Annotated in this window: 15 protein-coding genes; 6 read left to right on the top strand and 9 right to left on the bottom strand. The window is 67.2% G+C overall.

The features are described 5' to 3' along the window. Positions 1-19: 19 nt before the first annotated feature. The 8 genes from B3T77_RS08380 to B3T77_RS08345 form a co-directional block, all read right to left on the bottom strand. Positions 20-736, bottom strand: a complete 717-nt coding sequence (locus B3T77_RS08380) for a hypothetical protein (RefSeq protein ID WP_035308115.1) — start codon at positions 734-736, stop codon at positions 20-22. A gap of 13 nt (positions 737-749) precedes the next feature. After that, positions 750-1,478 carry a HupE/UreJ family protein gene (locus B3T77_RS08375; RefSeq protein WP_035308114.1) on the bottom strand — a complete coding sequence of 243 codons (729 nt, stop codon included), beginning with the start codon at positions 1,476-1,478 and terminating at the stop codon, positions 750-752. Then, on the bottom strand, positions 1,475-4,663 hold the full coding sequence (locus B3T77_RS08370) for an efflux RND transporter permease subunit (protein ID WP_035308111.1): 3,189 nt from the start codon (positions 4,661-4,663) through the stop codon (positions 1,475-1,477). Before B3T77_RS08370 ends, B3T77_RS08375 begins: the two co-directional genes overlap by 4 nt. Positions 4,664-4,677: 14 nt before the next feature. Beyond that, positions 4,678-5,940, bottom strand: coding sequence for an efflux RND transporter periplasmic adaptor subunit (locus B3T77_RS08365; RefSeq protein WP_088582498.1), 1,263 nt, complete (start codon positions 5,938-5,940; stop codon positions 4,678-4,680). Next, on the bottom strand, positions 5,937-7,253 hold the full coding sequence (locus tag B3T77_RS08360) for a TolC family protein (RefSeq protein ID WP_088582499.1): 1,317 nt from the start codon (positions 7,251-7,253) through the stop codon (positions 5,937-5,939). Before B3T77_RS08360 ends, B3T77_RS08365 begins: the two co-directional genes overlap by 4 nt. 53 nt (positions 7,254-7,306) lie before the next feature. Beyond that, positions 7,307-7,753 (bottom strand): hypothetical protein, encoded by a 447-nt coding sequence (locus B3T77_RS08355; RefSeq protein WP_088582500.1) that lies wholly within the window; start codon positions 7,751-7,753, stop codon positions 7,307-7,309. Positions 7,754-8,068: 315 nt separating this feature from the next. Then, on the bottom strand, positions 8,069-9,193 hold the full coding sequence (locus B3T77_RS08350) for an acyltransferase family protein (RefSeq protein ID WP_088582501.1): 1,125 nt from the start codon (positions 9,191-9,193) through the stop codon (positions 8,069-8,071). An 879-nt stretch (positions 9,194-10,072) separates the two neighbouring features. Continuing rightward, positions 10,073-10,348: a metal-sensitive transcriptional regulator gene (locus tag B3T77_RS08345; protein WP_088582502.1), complete on the bottom strand. Its 276-nt coding sequence runs from the start codon at positions 10,346-10,348 to the stop codon at positions 10,073-10,075. A gap of 107 nt (positions 10,349-10,455) precedes the next feature. On the opposite strand from B3T77_RS08345, the gene B3T77_RS08340 reads away from it, so the two are divergent. The 6 genes from B3T77_RS08340 to B3T77_RS08315 all read left to right on the top strand — a co-directional run bounded on the left by B3T77_RS08340 (position 10,456) and on the right by B3T77_RS08315 (position 18,854). Further along, positions 10,456-12,804: a heavy metal translocating P-type ATPase gene (locus tag B3T77_RS08340; protein ID WP_088582918.1), complete on the top strand. Its 2,349-nt coding sequence runs from the start codon at positions 10,456-10,458 to the stop codon at positions 12,802-12,804. A gap of 282 nt (positions 12,805-13,086) precedes the next feature. Then, positions 13,087-13,767 (top strand): DUF305 domain-containing protein, encoded by a 681-nt coding sequence (locus tag B3T77_RS08335; protein ID WP_052004990.1) that lies wholly within the window; start codon positions 13,087-13,089, stop codon positions 13,765-13,767. 55 nt (positions 13,768-13,822) lie between these two features. Beyond that, positions 13,823-14,293, top strand: coding sequence for a DUF305 domain-containing protein (locus B3T77_RS08330; RefSeq protein WP_035308099.1), 471 nt, complete (start codon positions 13,823-13,825; stop codon positions 14,291-14,293). Between the two features lie 137 nt (positions 14,294-14,430). Further along, complete coding sequence (locus tag B3T77_RS08325; protein WP_035308097.1) at positions 14,431-16,293, top strand: copper resistance system multicopper oxidase; 1,863 nt, start codon at positions 14,431-14,433, stop codon at positions 16,291-16,293. Between the two features lie 377 nt (positions 16,294-16,670). Further along, the gene (locus B3T77_RS08320; protein WP_230307596.1) at positions 16,671-17,909 is read left to right on the top strand and encodes a copper resistance protein B; all 1,239 of its coding nucleotides are present in this window, start codon (positions 16,671-16,673) and stop codon (positions 17,907-17,909) included. Positions 17,910-18,080: 171 nt separating this feature from the next. Then, entirely contained in the window at positions 18,081-18,854 is a 774-nt protein-coding gene (locus tag B3T77_RS08315) for an HAD family hydrolase (protein ID WP_164952667.1), read from the top strand. A gap of 140 nt (positions 18,855-18,994) precedes the next feature. Here the strand turns inward: B3T77_RS08315 and B3T77_RS08310 are convergent, their stop codons facing one another. After that, on the bottom strand, positions 18,995-19,402 hold the full coding sequence (locus tag B3T77_RS08310; RefSeq protein ID WP_052004988.1) for a copper resistance CopC family protein: 408 nt from the start codon (positions 19,400-19,402) through the stop codon (positions 18,995-18,997). Positions 19,403-19,540: the final 138 nt, after the last annotated feature.

Genomic DNA, 19,540 nt, shown 5'->3' with positions numbered 1-19,540 from the left:
AGACATCCGACCGTAAGCCTCAGTCGACGAAATCGACGCTCTCGTAGTCGCCCGAGGTTTGAAGCGTGATGGTGACACGCTCGCCGCTGCGGTTACGCCAGAACCAGCCGTGATGACCCGCGAAAGCGGCCGTTAGCACCCCCGTCTCGCGGGCGGAGGTTCCCTTGCTATAGCCGTGATAGGTGATCCCTTGGCCGTCACCATGGGTGTCATAGTTCACCGCCGGGCCACTGGTGGACCAGGTGAAGTTCGCCTTCGCGCCGTCCCCCATGGCCATTTTGATCTCGGCCCCCTCGTCAGGCTCAAGGGTCAGGGACGTGCGATGGCTGCGACCCGCCGATGCGCCATTGGTTGTCGTAGCTGCGGCTGCCGTCTGGGTCGTGACCGCTGGCGGGACGGCTTCGGTCTTGGCAGACCTGGCCGGCTCCTGAGTTGCGGTGTCTGGTGAGCCCACTGGTGCGGCTGCCGGCAAGGCAGGCGCGGTCCTCGTGGATGTAATGACCGCCGCCGTTGAGGCCGCTTCAGCCGCAGCTTCAACGGCGAGTTGGCGCTTGATCCGGCCCATCTCGGTCAGCCCGAAGACCGAGCCGATGCGGGTAGGATCGACGCCGTACTCGGCTGGAAGGACCACGGTGACCAGCAGGGCCGAGGCGATGACGACGGCGACGCCGGTAGACTTGAGCAGCTTGGCCGTCGACGGCAGTTCGGCGGGATCGGGTTGATTGAGATTTTGCATGGAAGGTCTCCCGTCAGGCGACGAAGAAGCCGACGAGCTGATAGCCCGTCAGGATGAAACCGAGGATCATGAGGATGACGTTGGCCAGATAGGCGTGGCGCCCGAAGCTGGCGGTCCGGCGCCAGAATCCCATGGCGATCAGGATGGCTCCGAGCGCCAGAAGCTGGCCGATCTCCACGCCGATGTTGAAGGCGATCAGGTTGACCAAGAGGCCGTCTGAAGACAGCTGGAAGTCCTGCAGTTTGGTCGCCAGACCCAGGCCGTGGAACAGACCGAACGCCAGGGTCGCGGCCCTGGCGTCCGGCTGGACACCGAACCAGCGTCGGTAGGCCCCCATGTTGTCGAGCGCCTTGTAGACGACGGACAGGCCGATGATGGCGTCGATCAGATAACTGGAGACGTTGACGTTCAGCATCACGCCCAGCAGCAGGGTCGTCGAATGCCCGACGGCGAACATGGTGACGTAGAGGCTGATATCCTTGAGGCGGTAGAGGTAGAAGATCACCCCGAACAGGAACAGCAGATGGTCGTAACCGGTGACCATGTGCTTGGCCCCCAGATAGACGAAGGGCCAGAAGACGATGCCGGACGTCTCCTGGATGTAGCCCTTGTCCCCTGCCGCCACCCCGTGCGCCAGGGTGGCGGTGAACAGGCCGTTGAGGAAGAGCACCAACAGGCCTGCGCTCAGCAGGCCGATGGGCGTTCGCAACCAGGCGGTCGCGCGCTGGAGACGCGGGTTCATGAAGTCCTCCGGGAGTATGCGAAGGGAAGCCGCTCACGCCACGACCGTCTGACGCCGTTCGGCGAAGACGGGCGGCCGTGGACGAGGCTGTAGAGGGCGGGGAGCACGAGCAGGGTCAGCAGGGTCGAGGAGATGATCCCGCCGATGACGACCGTGGCCAGCGGGCGCTGGACCTCGGCGCCGGCTCCGACGTTCAAGGCCATGGGCACGAAGCCGAGGCTGGCGACGAGCGCCGTCATCAGCACCGGGCGAAGACGGGTCAGCGCCCCCTCCCGGATTGCCTCGCCAAGAGGCTTCCCTTCGGCGATCAGGCTGCGGATGAAGGTGACCATGACGACACCGTTGAGCACGGCGACCCCGGACAGGGCGATGAATCCGACCCCCGCCGAGATCGACAGAGGCAGCCCACGCAGCATCAGGGCGGCCACCCCTCCGGTCAGGGCCAGAGGCACGCCGGAGAAAACGATGGCCGAGTCCTTGACCGAGCGGAACAAGGCGAACAGCAGGCCGAAGATCAGCAGCAACACCGCGGGAACCACGAGTTGCAATCGTTTGGCGGCCGAGATCAACTGCTCGAACGTTCCGCCATAGGTGACCCAATAGCCGGCCGGTATGGCGACCTCAGCATCGACCCGGTCCTGAACCTCGCGGATGAACGAACCCAGGTCGCGGTCGCGGACATTGGCCGTGGTCACGATGCGGCGTTTGCCGTTCTCTCGGCTGATCTGGTTCGGACCCTTTGTGAGTTCGATCGTGGCGACCTCATTCAGGGGCACGAACTGACGCGGCTGTCCTTCGCCCGCCGGGAGCGGGACCTGGAGACGACCGATGGCGTTGGTGTCGGCGCGCAGACGCTCGGGCAGGCGGACAACGACGTCGAAACGACGGTCACCCTCGAAGATTTGCCCGGCGGTCGTGCCGCCCATCGAGGTGGAGATAACCGACTGGACGTCTTCGATGCTCAGGCCAAGGCGCGCCATGGCGGGTCGGTTGGGTGTGATCTGGAGCACCGGCAGGCCGGTGATCTGTTCGGTCTGGGGATCGGCGGCCCCGTCCACCGAGGCCACGATGGCTTCGATCTCGGCGCCGAGGCGCAGCAGTTCGTCGAGATCGTCGCCATAGACCTTGATGGCGACGTCGGCCCGCACCCCGCTCAGCAGTTCGTTGAACCGCATCTGGATCGGCTGGGTGAACTCGTATTTGCTGCCGGGAATCTCATTCACGGCCTCTTCCATCTCGGCGACGAGGTCGCCGCGAGACTTGCGAGGGTTCGGCCAATCCTTCCTGTCCTTCAGCATGATGAAGGTGTCGGCGACCGAGGGCGGCACCGGATCGGTGGCGACCTCGGCGGTGCCGATCTTGGCCACGACCCGCTCCACCTCGGGGAAGCGGGCGATGCGGGCTTCCAACGCAGTCTGCATCTGCACGGCCTGGGTCAGGCTGGTGCCCGGGATGCGCAGGGCGTGCATGGCGATGTCGCCTTCGTCGAGATTGGGCACGAACTCCGAGCCCATCCGCGACGCCCCGAACCCGGCGAGCAGCACCAGCACGACCGCAATGCCGATCATCAGGCTGCGGGTCCTGAGCGCGAAGTCGAGCGCCGGCTGATAACCCACCCGGGCCCAGCGCATCAGGAAGCTGTCCTTCTCCTCGACCTTGCCGGTGACGAACATGGCGACGGCGGCGGGTACGAAGGTCAGGGACAGCAGGAGCGCTGCCGTCAGGGCGATGACGACGGTGATCGCCATCGGGTGGAAGGTCTTCCCCTCCACCCCGGTCAGGGCGAAGATGGGGACATAGACCAGGGTGATGATCATGACCCCGAATAGCGAGGGCCGGATTACCTCGCTGGAGGCGGTCGCCGCCAGATCGAACCGTTCCTCGCGGGTCAGGATACGACCCAGGCGATGCTGGGCCTCGCCGTAGCGCCTGAGGCAGTTCTCGACGATGATGACGGCGCCGTCCACGATCAGGCCGAAGTCGAGCGCGCCGAGGCTCATCAGATTGCCGGAGGTTCCGGTCCGCACCATGCCGGTGATGGTCATCAGCATGGTGACGGGAATGACCGCCGCCGTGATCAGGGCCGCGCGGATGTTGCCGAGCAGCAGGAACAGCACGACGATGACCAGCAGGGCGCCCTCGACGAGGTTCTTTTCGACGGTGTGGATGGCGCGTTCCACCAGTTCGGTGCGGTCGTAGACCGGCGTGGCGACGACACCGGGCGGCAGGGCCTTGGCGGCTTCCTGCAGGCTGGCGGCGGCGGCCTGGGCGACGATACGGCTGTTCTCGCCAGCCAGCATGAGAACCGTCGCAAGGACCGTCTCCTTGCCGTTCTCGGTCGCGGCGCCGGTGCGAAGTTCCTGGCCCATTCCGATGTCGGCGACGTCCAGGATGCGGATCGGAACGCCCCCACGCGTGGCGATCACGATGTTGCCCAGGTCTTCACTCGTCGAAGCCTGCCCCGGCACCCGGATCAGATACTGTTCGCCGAAGCGCTCGACATAGCCCGCGCCGACGTTGGCGTTGTTGTTGTCCAGCGCTTCGACCACCTCGGCCATGGTCACCCCGTAGGCCGCCAGCCGCTGCGGATCGGGTGTGACGTGATACTGACGCTCGTAGCCGCCGACGGTGTTGACCTCGGTGACACCGCGCGTGTTGCGAAGCTGGGGCCGGATGACCCAGTCCTGAAGCGTGCGCAGGTCTTCGGTCGTATAGGGCTGGCCGTCGGGACGTCGTGCACCCGGCTCGGCCTCGACCGTATACATGAAGATCTCCCCGAGGCCGGTGGCGATAGGGCCAAGTTCAGGGGTGACGCCGGGGGGAAGCTGACCGAGGGCGCTTTGGAGGCGCTCATTCACCAGTTGGCGTGCGAAATAGATGTCGGTGCCGTCGTCGAAGATGACGGTCACCTGGCTCAACCCGTATCGCGAAACCGAGCGGGTGTATTGAAGGCCCGGAACGCCTGCGACGGCGGTCTCGACGGGGAAGGTGATGCGCTGTTCGGCCTCCAGCGGCGAATAGCCGGGGGCTTCGGTGTTGATCTGAATCTGGACGTTGGTGATGTCCGGAGTGGCGTCGATCGGCAGGCGCTGGAAGCTCCAGACGCCGATGGCGCAGGCCAGGAGGACGAGCCCCATGACCGCCCATCGGAAGCGGATCGACAGGGCGATGATGCGTGCAAGCATGGTTCTCGCGCCCCCTAGTGATCATGGCTCGCGCCGGACTTTTCGATGTCCGCGCGAATGAGGAAGGCGCCGTCCACGACGTATTCGGTTCGGGGTTCGAGCCCGCCAAGCACCTCGGTCCACTCGTCGGTCCTTCGGCCCAGTTCGAGCATCCGCACCTCATAGGTGTTGCCGACCTTGGCGTAGACGACCTGGAAATCGCGGAACGGCTGGATGGCCTTGGTCTGGACGGCGAGAGGCACTGCACCCTCACCGACCTGAACGGTGCCCTGTACTCCCAGGCCCGGCCGCCAGACGCCGCCCTGATAGGCCAGTTCGACATGGGCGATCAGGGTCTGGCTCATCGGATCAGAGCCGGGCAGGATGGTTTCGATGACGCCATTGAAACGGTGGTCACCTGCCAGACTGGTGACCTCGACCCGCTGGCCCCGGCGGACACGTTCTGCATCGCGCGGATAGAGGGCGAACTCGGCATGGAGGCGGGTTGGGTCGCCGATCACCAGCATCGGCTCGCCGCCCGCGCCGGTGATGGCCCCGGCGTTGACGTTCTTGGCCATGATGACGCCGGAGATCGGCGCGGTGACGGAATAGGTCTGGAGGCTCTCGCTGGACTCGACCCGCGCCACAACCTGGCCTCGCGATACGCGCTGGCCCAGTTCGACGTTCAACGCCATCACCCGACCCGGATAGCGGGCGAAGACATCGCTCTGGCCCTCAGGCGTGATCTCGACCCGACCGCTCAACGGCAGAGACTCGCCCAGGACTGCGGAACCGGCGCGCTGCGTGGTGACGCCACCGGCGCGGGCGGCGTCGGCTGAGATGACGGTGCGACCCTCATAGGACTGGTAGGCCCAGGTCGATCGCTTGCCGTTCTGGGTCGCCGCGACCGCCACGTCGAAGGAGTGCGGCTCGGAGACGACACCGGGGCTGGCGAGATAGTCCTCGGTCGGGATGAAGGTGAACCGATCGACCTTCGGCCCGAGACGGGTCAGGGCCATGGTCGCCTGGACCTGACGTGGATCGAGCGGCTTGTCCTTCAGATAGGGATAGAGCCGGAACAGGGGCTCTGGTCCTTCCTCGAAGATGGTGATCTCAAGGGCGAAGTCTCCGTCGCGGAGCATCCGGCCTCGGTGAGGGCCACGCTCATAGTCGGCGGCGGCAGCCTCGCCGTTTTCGCCTGCCTTTTCGGCGCGCTTGTCTCCGCAAGCGGCGGCGGCGAAGGCGAGGACGATCGCGGACGCAACGAGCCAGCGCCGCGAAGGTGTCAGGCGGATCATGGTTGAGTCTCCAGGGCGAGGATCAGGGCGCCGTGCGCGCCGGTCAGTCTGTCGAGGCGGGCGCGATCGATATGGAATTGCTTGAGCACCGCGACGCGGCGGGCGCGGGTCTGCAGCAGGGCGGTCTGGGCGGAGATGACGTCGTTGTAGGTGAAGCCGCCCCTGTTGAAGCCGTCGCGCACCAGAACGACGGCGCGCTCGGCCTGGGGAAGGGTTTCCTGCCCGATCCTGCGAGCTTCGCTGGCTCGGGCCATGACCTGAACCTGCAGGCGCGCGATCTCACGTTCACGGTCGATGCGGGCGGCGGCGAGATCACCCTCGGCGGCCAGCCCCTCCGCTCGGGCGCGGTCGATGGCCCCGAGGTTCTGGTCGTAGCGACCAAGGGGAATCGACGCGCCGACGACAAAGCCGAGGTCGTTGCCGTCCCCGAAGTGACGGACGCCGGCGCTGACCGTGGCGTCCGACCGGGCGCGGGCCGTCTCCACCGCCACCCGGGCGACGGCGATGTCGCGCTGTGCGACGAAGATGTCCAGGTCCGCCTGGGCGACCCCATCCGTGACGTCGAGCGCCGACCGGGTGTCGGCGAAGGTCTCGGCGCCAAGGGTGAAGTCCGATGACCCATCCCAGAACCGGGCCAGCGAAATGTTGGCGACCCGGACGGTAATCCCGGCCTGATCGAAGTCGATCTGGGCCTGAGCCAGTTCGGCCTCGGCGCGCGCCCCGGCGAACAGAGGATCGCGCGCCATGTCCACGCGGCGACCGACCTCGGTCTGGAACCGTTCGGCGAGGTCAAGGCGCTCGCGGGCGATCTCCAACTCGGCCTGAGCCGCCAGAGCTTCCGCCCAGGCGCGCTGCACCTGTTCGAGCCGGTCCAACTGGCGAATGCGCGCGGTGGCGTCGACCAGCAGCCCTTCGGCTTCGGCGAGAGAGACACGGGCGGACCTGTCACCGCCCCGCTCGAACCGTCGCTCGACTGTGAGCGTGGTCTCGGTCCGACGGAACAGGTCGCCTCCGCCGATGGTCGGAAAGTTCTCGACCATCACCCCAAGCGTGGGGTTGGGACGAACGTCCGCCTGACGCACGGCTGCCCGCGACGCCTGTCGCCGGGCCTGGGTCGGTGCCAGTGAGGGATCGACCAGGGCGGCTCGACGCAGCGCCTCGTCCAGCGACAGTACAGGCGCGGTGGACGTGGCCGCCGCATCCTGTGCGACAGCAAGGGTCGGCGGCAGCGAGGCCGCCAGAATGAGCGCGAGGGCCGACACGGCCGTCAGTCGCGCCCACGGCCCGGCAATGCCGGACGATGGGGTCTTCAAGGGATTCTCTCCGGGAAACGGGGGTGCACGCGCGACCGATTGGCCGCGTCGGATCAGATGATCGTGCGCGTCCGTCTGGGAGGGTATTCAGGCCCGTCGCCGTCGTGGGCCGGACGTGCGCCATCGCCCGCCGGCTGGATCAGCACGGCGTTCATGGCGACGAGGGGGCTCAGATCGCGGTTGAGGATCGGGATGGCGGTGTGGCTGTCGCCGCTCGTATGGTGGTGATGGCTTGCTGGACGCCCGGCCTCGCCCTCGTCTTCGCCGTCTTCGGCTTGATCCAGTGGATCCTCGGCTGGCGCGTCGGGGGCGATATGGACGTGCAGCGAGCCATGATCGACGTCCGCGATCTCTGCGTGATCACCGTGGCCGATCGCGACTGCCGGCCAATCCGACGCATGGGCAATCTGGTGCCGCCCTTCCTGAACCCCATGCAGGCTCAACGTCGCCACGAGGGCGGCGCACAGGCTGACGCAAATGGTGCGAAACAGGCGAGACAAGATTGAACGGCTCCTTCATCCGCCATAGTGCGACCCGATCCCAATGGCAACGGTCGAGGTTGCCGCATCACGATATGGCTAGGATTCGTCCTTCAGGTGGATACGTGATGGCGGAGGTCGGGAGCTCCGTTGACGGCTGCGACGATGCGAACATTGATCGATCCGCCAGTCGTGGTAAGGGGCGGCATGGGAGTGACTCACTATCATTCTCAAAATGTTTTCTTGGTGGGCTGCGGGTCGCTGCGGCGCCAGTGCGGCGCCGACCGGTCGGGATTGACCGACGCCGAGGCAGTACCCACGTCTCGTGGCCCGGGGTCAGGCCGGCGCTGCGGGCCGGGCTCGCCGGCTTTCGAACCGGCGTCGGATCCAGGTTCGCCCAGGTTTCTCAACGAGCAGATGCAGGGCCGCCGCGATCAGCGCCGTGACGACGAACAACCCTGCCAGTTCGACTGGCGTGATGCGGAAGGCGCTGTCGATGCCGCGCAGTTCGGCGACCACGCCCTTGAAGGCGACGAGGACGGGCATGTGCACGAGATAGAGGGCGAAGGAGGCTTCACCGGCGAAAACCAGCGCAGGGGCGGCGAGAGGCCCCTCGCAGTCCGCGCGTGCGAGCAGGGACCAGGTCAGGATAACGGGGGCTGAGAGGGCGACGATGATCCGGTCGTCCAACGACAGCTGCATAGCGCCGAGCAACACGAGGGTAGCAGCCAGGGCGGCGGCGATGGCGACGGGCCGGCTCCAGCGCCAGCGATGGCCCAAGCCGTAGAGCGCCATGCCGATCAGAAAGGCCGGCGCTATGCGCAAGATGCCCATGTCGTCCTCGGCCCGAGGCAGAACCTTGCCGAAGGTTGAGACGTAGGCCGCGTCGATGACAACATAGCTGACGATGCCCAAGCCGAGCAGGAACCAAGGACGATGTCTCATCCGGATGGAGAGAAGGGCGTAGGCCGGGAACAGCAGATAGGCGAACCATTCCGCCGAGAGCGACCAGGACGGGCCGCTCCAATTGTATCCGATTTCGCTTGGAAACCACGCCTGTACCAGGAACAGGGTCTTGAAGAAGCCCTCTGTCGTGTAGGTCGAGAGATCGAACGGAACGCCAGAGATTGAAGCTCCGAGCACCATGATCAGAACACCGCCTAAAATCGCCAGATGGAGGGGATAGAGCCGAGCCAAGCGGGCCACGAGGAAGCGCCTGTAGCTGAACGTTCCTGCGGCGAAAGCGGGGCCGTAGACGTGGGCCAGAATGAAGCCCGACAGCATGAAGAAGGCGTCGACCCCCAGCCGGCTTCGCTCGATGATCGGGCTGTAGCCCAGGGCCGGATCCCACTGAAGCTGGTAGTGGAACAGCACCACGCCCATGGCCAGGAAGGCCCGCAGGCTGGTCAGGGCCCTCAGATCAGCCGGGTAGCCTTCGTGAGTCGGAGAAACGGACGTCATGAACGATGGCCCCCACGGCGGGCGGCACAGGACGGACCGCTTAATTGGTCTACGCATCGGTCGCCGCCATCCCTCATCCTCTCGCATCCGGGGGTCAGGCCTGCCGCGCTGGAGAAAAGGCCATGATCTGATCCTGCGCCGCTCGCGGGCTCATGGCGGTCGGCTTGCAGGTTTCATCGGAAGGCGGGATGACGCGTGCCACCGGCTCAGCCCACAGTTCAGCGCGGGCCGTGGTGAACGATGGCCTGGATCTCATCGAGCGCGGTTTTCTCCATGGGCGATGGATGGGCCGTCTATGCGGGCGCGCACGAAGACCACGTCGCCCACCCATGTCGCAATCCAGCTGACCGTGGCTCGCGCGGGCTCGGTCCGCGTGGTTCTGGACGACCGTCCGCCCTGAGCCGTCAGGCGATCGTCATCGGGCCTTCTGGCGCTGATCGGCCGGCCCTCGCCTCGTCATTCCGCCCTCTCCGACGGCCCTGTCGAGCCCTGAGGCCCAGCCGGACCGCATCGTGGCGGGCTTCAAAGAACAGCTCGGCGTCAAGGTATGTAAGCTGGATGCACGCCTTGAAGGGGCGCTCCTCAAGCCGTCTGAGGACCCGGCGCCCGGAGCCGTCGCCCGGGAGCCTGGGCGGTCGGCGCCTCAAGGTCCTGGCCTAGGCGCAGATGCAGGCTCCACGTCTTTGCTACGCGCCCGTGATTTTCCGTGGGTTTTTCGGCCTGTTCACCAGCCTGTGGGATCATCTCTTGGGCAAGTTTCCGGTCCGGGGTCCACACGCCCCGGGCAGGCCAGATCGGCGGTCGGCCCGACTACCCGAGAGGATATTTTAAGACGCTCGCCGAACCAATCCGACGGGATGTCTAGGGAAATGTCCTGCGCTACCGCGAGGCGCGTCCGAGAAGGTCGATCAGTTCTGTGGCCTTGGCCTTGCGATCGGAGAGATCGTCGCCGGTCATCGCCCCCATGACGCAGTGGTCAAGGTGGTCTCTGAGCACCTCGCTCTCGACGCGCAGCAGGGCCGCCCGTACGGCCTGGAGCTGGGTGAGGACCTCCACGCAGTAGCGGTCCTCCTCGACCATCCGGGCGATGCCGCGCACCTGGCCCTCGATCCGGTTCAGGCGGTTCAACACCTTGGGTTTTGTTTCCGTCTGCATCCAATTCCTCGCTCTGACCGTTCGACCATACCCCAGGACAGCGCCTTGCGCGATACCCCCTTAGGGTATATATGGCGTCCAGCTGTTTCAAGGAGCCCGCCATGTCCATGCCCTCCCCTTCGCATCCGCCCGACCACAGCTGCTGTTCGGCCAAATCGGCGGACAGCGGCGCGAAGGCGGTCGATCCGGTCTGCGGCATGACCGTCGATCCGGCGACCACAGCGCATCGGGCGGCCCACGACGATAAGGACTATTTCTTCTGTTCGGCGGGCTGCCGGACCAAATTCATCGCCGATCCGGACCGCTATCTCGGCGAGGCCCGGCAACCGGCGCCTGTCATCCCGGGCGCCATCTACACCTGCCCGATGCATCCGGAGGTGCGCCAGGAGGGCCCGGGCTCCTGCCCGATCTGCGGCATGGCGCTGGAGCCGGAGACCGTCACCGCCGAGGCGCCGGTCAATCACGAACTGATCGACTTCACCCGCCGCCTCTGGGTTGCCGCGGTCCTGACCCTGCCCGTCTTCGCGCTCGAGATGGGCGGCCATCTGACCGGACTGGCGATGCGGATTTCGGGCCAAACCTCCAACTGGATCCAGTTCGCGCTGGCGACGCCCGTGGTGCTGTGGGCCGGCTGGCCGTTCTTCCAGCGGGGCTGGGCTTCCCTCCGCAACCGCAGCCTCAACATGTTCACCCTGATCGCCATCGGCGTCGGCGCGGCCTGGATCTACAGCGTGGTCGCGGTGCTGGCGCCGGCTCTGTTCCCGGCGGCGGTCCGCCGGATGGACGGCAGCGCGCCGGTCTATTTCGAGGCAGCGGCCATCATCACCGTCCTGGTTCTGGTGGGCCAGATTCTTGAGCTGCGCGCCCGCGAACAGACGTCCGGCGCCATCCGGGCGCTGCTTGATTTGGCGCCCAAGACCGCGCGGCGGCTCCGTGACGACGGCGGCGACGAGGACGTCACGCTCGACATGGTCGCCGTCGGAGACCGGCTGCGCGTCCGCCCCGGCGAGAAGGTGGCGGTCGATGGCGAGATTCTGGACGGTCGCGTAACCATCGACGAGTCCCTCGTCACGGGTGAATCCATGCCGGTGACCAAGGGCGTCGGGGACAAGGTCGTCGCCGGTTCGCTCAACAAGACCGGCTCGTTCGTGATGCGGGCTGACAAGGTCGGCGCCGACACCCTGCTGGCGCAGATCGTCCAGATGGTGGCCCAGGCCCAGCGCAGCCGCGCGCCGATCCAGCGGCTGGCCGACAAGGTGTCCGGCTGGTTCGTGCCGGCAGTGATCGGCATCGCGGTTCTCGCCGCCCTCGTCTGGGGCCTGGTCGGTCCCGAACCGCGCCTGTCCTACGCGCTGGTCGCCGCGGTCTCGGTGCTGATCATCGCCTGTCCCTGCGCGCTGGGCCTGGCAACGCCGATCTCCATCATGGTCGGGGTGGGGCGCGGCGCCCACGCCGGGGTCTTGATCAAGAACGCCGAGGCGCTGGAGCGTTTCGAAAAGGTCGACACCCTGGTGCTCGACAAGACCGGCACCCTGACCGAGGGGCGCCCGTCGGTCACGGCGATCCGGCCCGCGCCCGGGTTCGACGAGACCGAGCTTCTGAGACTCTCCGCCAGTCTGGAGCGGGCCAGCGAACATCCGCTGGCCGACGCCGTCGTCCGCGCCGCGACGGATCGCAAGCTCGCGCTGTCGGAGGCCTCGGAGTTCGACAGCCCGGTCGGGCGTGGCGTCACCGGGGTGGTCGACGGCCGCCGCGTGGCGCTCGGCAACGGCCGCTACCTCGGCGAGATCGGCGTCGATGTCGCCGCCCTCGAGGCCGAGGCCGAGGCGCTACGCCAGGACGGCGCCACCGCGATCTTCGTGGCCGTGGACGGGGCCGCGGCCGGCGTCCTCGGCATCGCCGACCCGGTCAAGGCGACGACCGCCGGGGCCATTCGCGATCTGAAGGCCGCGGGCCTGCGCCTGGTGATGATGACCGGGGATAACCGGACCACGGCCGAGGCGGTGGCGCGCCGGCTCGGCATAGACGACGTCCAGGCCGAGGTCCTGCCGCAGGACAAGGCGGCGGTCGTCGAGCGGCTGCGCGCCGAGGGCCGGATCGTCGCCATGGCTGGCGACGGGGTCAACGATGCCCCGGCCCTGGCCGCCGCCGATGTCGGGGTCGCCATGGGCGCCGGGTCGGACGTGGCCATCGAGAGCGCCGGCGTCACCCTGCTGGGGGGCGATCTCCAGGGCATTGTCCGGGCGCGCAAGCTGTCGAAGGCGGTGATGAGCAACATCCGCCAGAATCTCGTCTTCGCCTTCGGGTACAACGCCCTGGGCATCCCGGTCGCGGCGGGGCTGCTGTACCCGATCTTTGGCCTCCTGCTGTCGCCGGCTCTGGCGGCGTTGGCGATGGCCCTGTCCTCCGTGAGCGTCATCGGCAATGCGCTGCGGCTTCGTGCGGTCAGACTTTAACGGGGGCGGCATGGGGGACCGGGGCCAGGAGAAGGCGACGATCGGCGTTTGCGCCATTACGCACTCCGGCAGCCGATCCCTCGCCTGATCCAACAGCGTTCGGGTATATTTGATCAAGGCGGAACCGTGTCGGAGGACCCGGATTTAACTGGCGTGCATGTCCGGTTGCGCAACGGCGCCGAGATCCCGGTTCAAGTCCGCGTCCCGCCGCCGCCTCGCCGGCGCCCTCTTCAACTAGCCGCCGGCCGATTCGCCGGCGCCGCCCCACGCCGGAGACACCCGATGTTCAACCTGACCTTCACACGCTCGTCCGTTCTGCTCGCCGGCTGTTCCGCTCTCCTCGTGGCGGCGTGCAGCCCGGCCGCCGAGCCGCCGGCGGCCTCCAAGGCCGACGAGTCGGCGCAGACTCCGGAGCCCATGGCGATGGCGCAGACGCCCTTCTCCGCCGCCGAGGCGAGGATGCACGAGGCCATGAGGTCGGCGACGGGAGCCAGCGCCGGAGAGGCATGGGCCCGCAAGATGATCCCCCATCACCAAGGCGCCCTCGATATGTCCCAGATCGTGCTGCGCGACACGCGGGATGCCGACATTCGCCGGATGGCGCAGAAGACCGTCGAGATGCAGACCGGGGACATCGCCGAGCTCCAGCGTTGGCTCGAAACAAACGTGGGGGCCGCAGCCGGTGCGGCAGCGCCGGGCGGAGGCGGTGAGCCGCCGTTCGCGCCGGCCGAAGCGAAAATGATGGAGGCCATGATGGCCGCGACCGGGGTCGACACGGACCAGACCTGGGCTCGCAAGATGATCGCGCATCACCAGGGCGCCCTCGACATGGCCCAGGTGGTGCTGCGCGAAAGCCAGGACGCCGACATCCGGCGCATGGCGCAGAAGACGATCGAGATGCAGACCGCGGACATCGCGGAGCTGCGCGCCTGGCTGGAGGCTCATCCCGCCAGCGCAGGATGATCCGGCGTCGGCGAGAAGTCCCGTTGCAGATTTGCGAGTAGAGGAAGAACAATCGATGGAAAACATGAAGACCATGCACGCCATGAAGGGGAGCTATCGGTCGTTCGCGATCGAGCTCGTCCTGGATTTCATCATCATGTACCTCGTGATGTACACGATGATCGCGTCCCTCAATCATTTCTACTTCAACCTCAACAACGTCTACATGACCCTCATGATGGTCTCGCCTATGGCGATCCTCATGCTGGTGTTCATGCGGTCGATGTATCCGTCGAAACGGACGAATCTGCTGATCGGCGGGGCTGCCGCCCTGGTGTTTGCGGTCAGCTTCTGGGGTATGCGGACCCAGGCGGCGGTGGGAGACACGGAGTTCCTGCGTTCGATGATCCCGCACCACTCCGGCGCCATCCTGATGTGCCAGCAAGCCTCGCTGACGGATCCGGAAGTGCTCGGTCTGTGCGAGGAAATCGTCCGCTCCCAGGAACAGGAGATCGCCCAGATGAAGGCTCTTCTGGCGCGGCGGTAATTCGGCGGGCGGCCGCGAGGGCCGCCGGCGCGGTCGGCTCTGCGGCAGCGTGTCGCGAGGGCCGACCGCGTCGCCTGCGTAAATCCCTATAGATCGTCGCCGTACGGAGGCGCGGTCATGACTTTCAGGAGTATCCCATGAAGCTGGATCGTCGACTACTGCTGCGCGGCGCTGTCGCCGGAGGCGGTCTCGCGGCCCTGCAGGGCTTGATGCCCGCCTGGGCCCAGACAGGTTCGCCGGGGCTGCGGGCGGACCTGCCGACCCTCACCGGCCCGAACATCGACCTGACGATCGGTCAGTCGCCGTTCACCGTGAACGGGCGCACCGCCACGGCCACAACGATCAACGGCGTGCTTCCCGCGCCGGTGCTCCGTTTGCGCGAAGGCCAGAACGTCCGCCTCGCGGTGACGAACCAGCTTGATGAGGACACATCCATCCACTGGCACGGCATCCTGCTGCCGTTCCAGATGGACGGTGTGCCGGGCGTCAGCTTCCCCGGCATCCGCCCGCGCGAGACCTTCGTTTACGAATTCCCGGTCCGGCAGTCCGGCACCTTCTGGTACCACAGCCACTCAGGACTGCAGGAGGCGCTCGGCCATTACGGGCCCATCGTCATCGACCCGGCGGGCGCCGACCCGGTCGCCTACGACCGCGAACATGTGCTGGTCCTGTCGGACTGGAGCTTCATGCACCCGCACGAAATCTTCGACAAGCTCAAGAAGAGCCCCGGTTACTTCAACCGCCAGCGCACCACCCTGGCCGGCCTGCTGGACGGCAGCGACCGGATGAGCCTGGAAGAGCGCCGGATGTGGGGCGAGATGCGCATGGATCCGCGCGACATCCTCGACGTCAACGGCTCGACCTACACCTATCTGATCAACGGCCACGGGCCGCGGGAGAACTGGACCGGTCTGTTCCGGCCCGGCGAGCGGGTGCGGTTGCGCATCATCAACGCCTCGGCCATGTCGATCTTCAACGTCCGCATCCCCGGCCTGCCGATGACGGTGGTCCAGGCCGACGGCGAGAATGTGCGCCCGATCGAGACCGACGAGTTCCAGATTTCTGTGGCCGAGACCTATGACGTCATCGTCCAGCCGACCGAGGACCGCGCCTACACCATCGTCTCCGAAGCCATCGACCGATCGGGCATGGGGCGGGCGACCCTGGCGCCGCGTCTTGGAATGACCGCCGAGGTTCCGCCGCTGCGGGAGGTTCCCAACCTGACCATGAAGGACATGGGCATGGGGGACATGGGCGGCATGGGCGGAATGGATCACGGGTCCATGGGAGCCCAGCCGGGCGGAGCCATGGCCGGGATGGACCACGGGGCCATGACCGGAGCCTCCGGCGGAGCCATGGCGGGCATGGATCACGGCGCCGTGCCTGCCCAGCCTGCCGGGGCGATGCCTGGAATGGATCACGGCTCCATGGCCGGAATGAACATGCGCGATCCCGAGAATGCGCCGCCCGACATGGCGGTCGGTGTGGGCGTCGATGCCATCGCGATGGCGCCGGCCAACCGCATGGGCGAGCGTCCGATCGGGCTTCAGGATGTTCCGCATCGCGTCCTCGTCTACACCGACCTCGTCTCGCTCCAGCCCAACAAGGATCAGCGTCCCCCGTCCCGGACGATGGAAATCCATCTGACCGGCAATATGGAGCGGTTCATGTGGGGCTTTGACGGCCGAAAATTCAGCGAGCTGGTCGAGCCGATCCGGTTCGAGCGGGACGAGCGGGTGCGCGTGACCCTGGTCAACGATTCCATGATGGCGCACCCGATCCATCTGCACGGCCATTTCTTCGAACTGGTCACCGGGGGCCCTGCCGGGCACCAGCCGCTCAAACACACTGTCAACGTTCCGCCGGGCGGCAAGGTCAGTTTCGACCTGACCGCCGACAACCCCGGCGACTGGGCCTTCCACTGTCACCTATTGCTGCACATGCATGCCGGGATGTTCAATGTGGTCACGGTCCGTCCGATGGAAGGAGCTGCATCGTGAAGACGTCGGTCGCCGTCCTTCCCCTGATCCTCGCCGCGGCCTCCGCGGCGGCGGGAACGCCTGCGCTGGCGCAGAGCCACGCCGGGCATGCAACGCCCGCGCCTGTTCGCCAGACGCTTCCGGAGGGTTGCGTCGCGCGCGGCTCCTCCACCGCCGATGCATCCCGGATAGGGACGGCCGGAGCGCCGACGTGCCCGACGGGCGCGGTGCCCGTCCGTCTGCAGGCTGGGGCGATGCCGGCGGGGCACGACATGTCGACCATGGGCCAGACCCGGTCTGCGCCGGCCATGCCTGCGGGACACGACATGTCTACGATGCCCCAGACGCAGCCCGCTCCAGCCGCCGCGTCTAGACATGCCGGTCATGACATGTCGACCATGGGTCAGACCCAGCCCGCGCCGGCCATGCCGGCGGGGCACGACATGTCGGCTATGGGCCAGACCCAGCCGGCTCCGGCCGCCGCGTCCCCGCATGCCGGCCATGACATGTCGGCCATGGGTCAGACCCAGCCTGCGCCAGCCATGCCCGCGGGGCACGACATGTCGACGATGGGCCAGACTCAGCCGGCTCCGGCCGCCACGTCCCCGCATGCCGGTCATGATATGTCGACCATGGGTCAGACCCAGCCCGCGCCAGCCATGCCGGCGGGACACAACATGTCGACGATGGGCCAGACCCAGCCGGCTCCGGCCGCCGCGTCCCCGCATGCCGGCCATGACATGTCGACCATGGGTCAGACCCCGCCCGCGCCGGCCATGCCGGCGGGGCACGACATGTCGACGATGGGTCAGATGCCGGCCGGACACGACATGTCCGGAATGGCCATGCCGCCCGACGTCCCGACCAGCGCGAACAATCCCGGACGTCCACCGGAAGCCCCCGCTCCGGCGGGCGCGGCAAGCGGGCCGGCCAATGCCGCCGACCTGCTGTTCGACCCCGCCGAAATGGCGGCGGCCCGCGCCCAGCTGTTGGTCGAGCACGGAAACGTCCGCACGACGGCGGTCATCATCGACCAGCTCGAAGCGACCTTTGGCGACGACGAGGAAGGCTACGCCTGGGACGCCCAGGGCTGGACCGGCGGCGACATCAATCGGTTCTGGTGGAAGTCGGAAGGGGAGGGCGCTTTTGACGGCGAGGTCGAGGAGGCCGAGATCCAGGCCCTCTACAGCCGGGCGTTCCGACCCTTCTTCGACTTCCAGACCGGCCTGCGGCAGACCTACCGGCCCGAGGGCGACCGGACCGATCTGGTCGTCGGCATTCAGGGTCTGGCGCCCTACTGGTTCGAGGTCGATGCGGCGGCCTTCCTGTCCAACAAGGGCGAACTGACGGCGAGGGCGGAGGCCGAATATGATCAGCGGATCACCAATCGCTGGATCGTGCAGCCCCGGGCCGAGGTGGTGCTGTCGGCGGAGGACATCCCCGAACTCCGGATCGGGTCCGGCCTGTCGACGCTCCAGATCGGGGCCCGCTTGCGCTACGAGTTCCGCAAGGAATTCGCACCCTATGTCGGCGTCGAATGGACCAAGAGCTTCGGCAATACGGCGGACTTCCTGGAAGCTGACGGGCGAAGCTCGGAAGACACCCGGCTGGTCGTCGGCATTCGGGCGTGGTTCTAGCGAAGCGGCGGCGGGTCTTGTCTTGACGCCGGCGCCCCCACAGGCACGCAACGGGTCGGTTGTCAGGACGCCCCCGCCGGGGCCAGGGCCTCGCTACAGCCTGTGCCTTGCGCCGGCCGGTGACCGGCCCGGTGTTGTCCAATGACAGCGGGGCGGCGGATCCGGGCCGTCGTGATCGATCTGGATGACACCCTGCTCTCAGCCTATCGCCGCCCTGATCTGGCGTGGCGCAGCGTCTGTCAGGTATACCAGACCGAGCTTGGCGACCTCGCTCCGGACGTTGCAGCGCGCGCCCTGACGGAGGCGGGGCGGGCCTTCTGGAGCGATCCGGACAGCCACGCCGTGGGCCGCGCAGACCCGAAGCAGGCCCGGCGCGTCATCGCAGCCAAAGCCTTCGAGGCCTTGCGGCGCGACAGTAGTCCAACGGTATCTCCCGAGATCGCAGAGCGCATCGCCGACGCCTTCAGCCTCCATCGCGACCGGCAGATGCGGCTCGAACCCAAGGCGGACGCCGTGTTGGTCCAACTGCGGGACGCTGGATACCGGCTCGCGCTGCTCACCAACGGCGCCGGTCCACTGCAGCGCGCCAAGATCGAGCGTTTCGGTCTGGCTTCGCGTTTCCATCATATCCAGATTGAAGGCGAGGTCGGCGTTGGCAAGCCCGATCCGGGCGCGTTCAGGCGAGTGTTTGCCGCCTTGAACGTCGATCCGCCCGAGGTCTGTGTCGTCGGAGACAGTCTGGAATGGGACATTCGCCCGGCCAAGGCGCTGGGCTGTTTCACCATTCTGTACGACCCGGAGGCTGGCCAAGCTGTAGGACGCGGTTTCGGCGACGCCCACGTTGTGACCCGGACATTGGCGAGCTTGGCGCCCCACCTTCAGGAGCGTAGTTCGCCCCCCGGCCGGATGGATCGCGCCGGCCGGCGATCACGGCGCGCCGACTGAGCCCAGGGCTGAAAGACCATCGCGAGGGGTCAGCCGGGGAGCCGACCGCTGATCGACGACGGAAAAACGCCGCGCGGCAGGTCGCGCGGCGTTCCTTCCACATCCGGCTTCGGCCCCTCAGGAGGCGGGAGGCCGATCCCTCAGTGAACCATGAAACGGACGAGGCCGTTCATCTGGTGGCCGTCGGCGCCCTTCGCGGCCCAGGCGGCGGAATAGGATCCGGGGGCCAGGATGGGGAGGGGCGCGCTGACCGTGGTGACCGGCGCCGCGTCGTCGACCACAGCCACGTCGATGGACCGGGCGTCAGGGCCCGTCAGCCTGAGAGAGGTCAGGGTCATGGCGTGCGGGAACGTCGCCGAGAAGGTCGTCGGCGCGACCGCTAGCATGGCGTTGTCCGCGGGCGCGGTGACGACGCCGTTGGCGGGGGCCTGCATGGCGGCGTGATCCTGCGCCGACATGCCCGCGTGCGAATGGCTCTGGGCCTGGGCGAGGGAGACGGGAGCCAGCGCCGCCAGAGCGGCCAGGCTGGTGAGGATTGAACGGTTCATGAGAGACTTCCTGATGCTTACGTGGACTACTGGTTGGGCGGCATGGTCATGCCGTCCATCTTCGACATGTCATGGCCGGCCATCGGATCGGCCGGCGGCGGCGTCGGGGCGGGTGCTGGCGCCGAGATCGGAAGAGCG

Origin of the sequence: Brevundimonas sp. UBA7838, assembly GCF_002500885.1 — a bacterium.
Lineage (GTDB): Bacteria > Pseudomonadota > Alphaproteobacteria > Caulobacterales > Caulobacteraceae > Brevundimonas > Brevundimonas vesicularis_C.
Note: the sequence above shows the minus strand (reverse complement) of the source record. Positions and strands in the feature narration are given on the sequence as shown.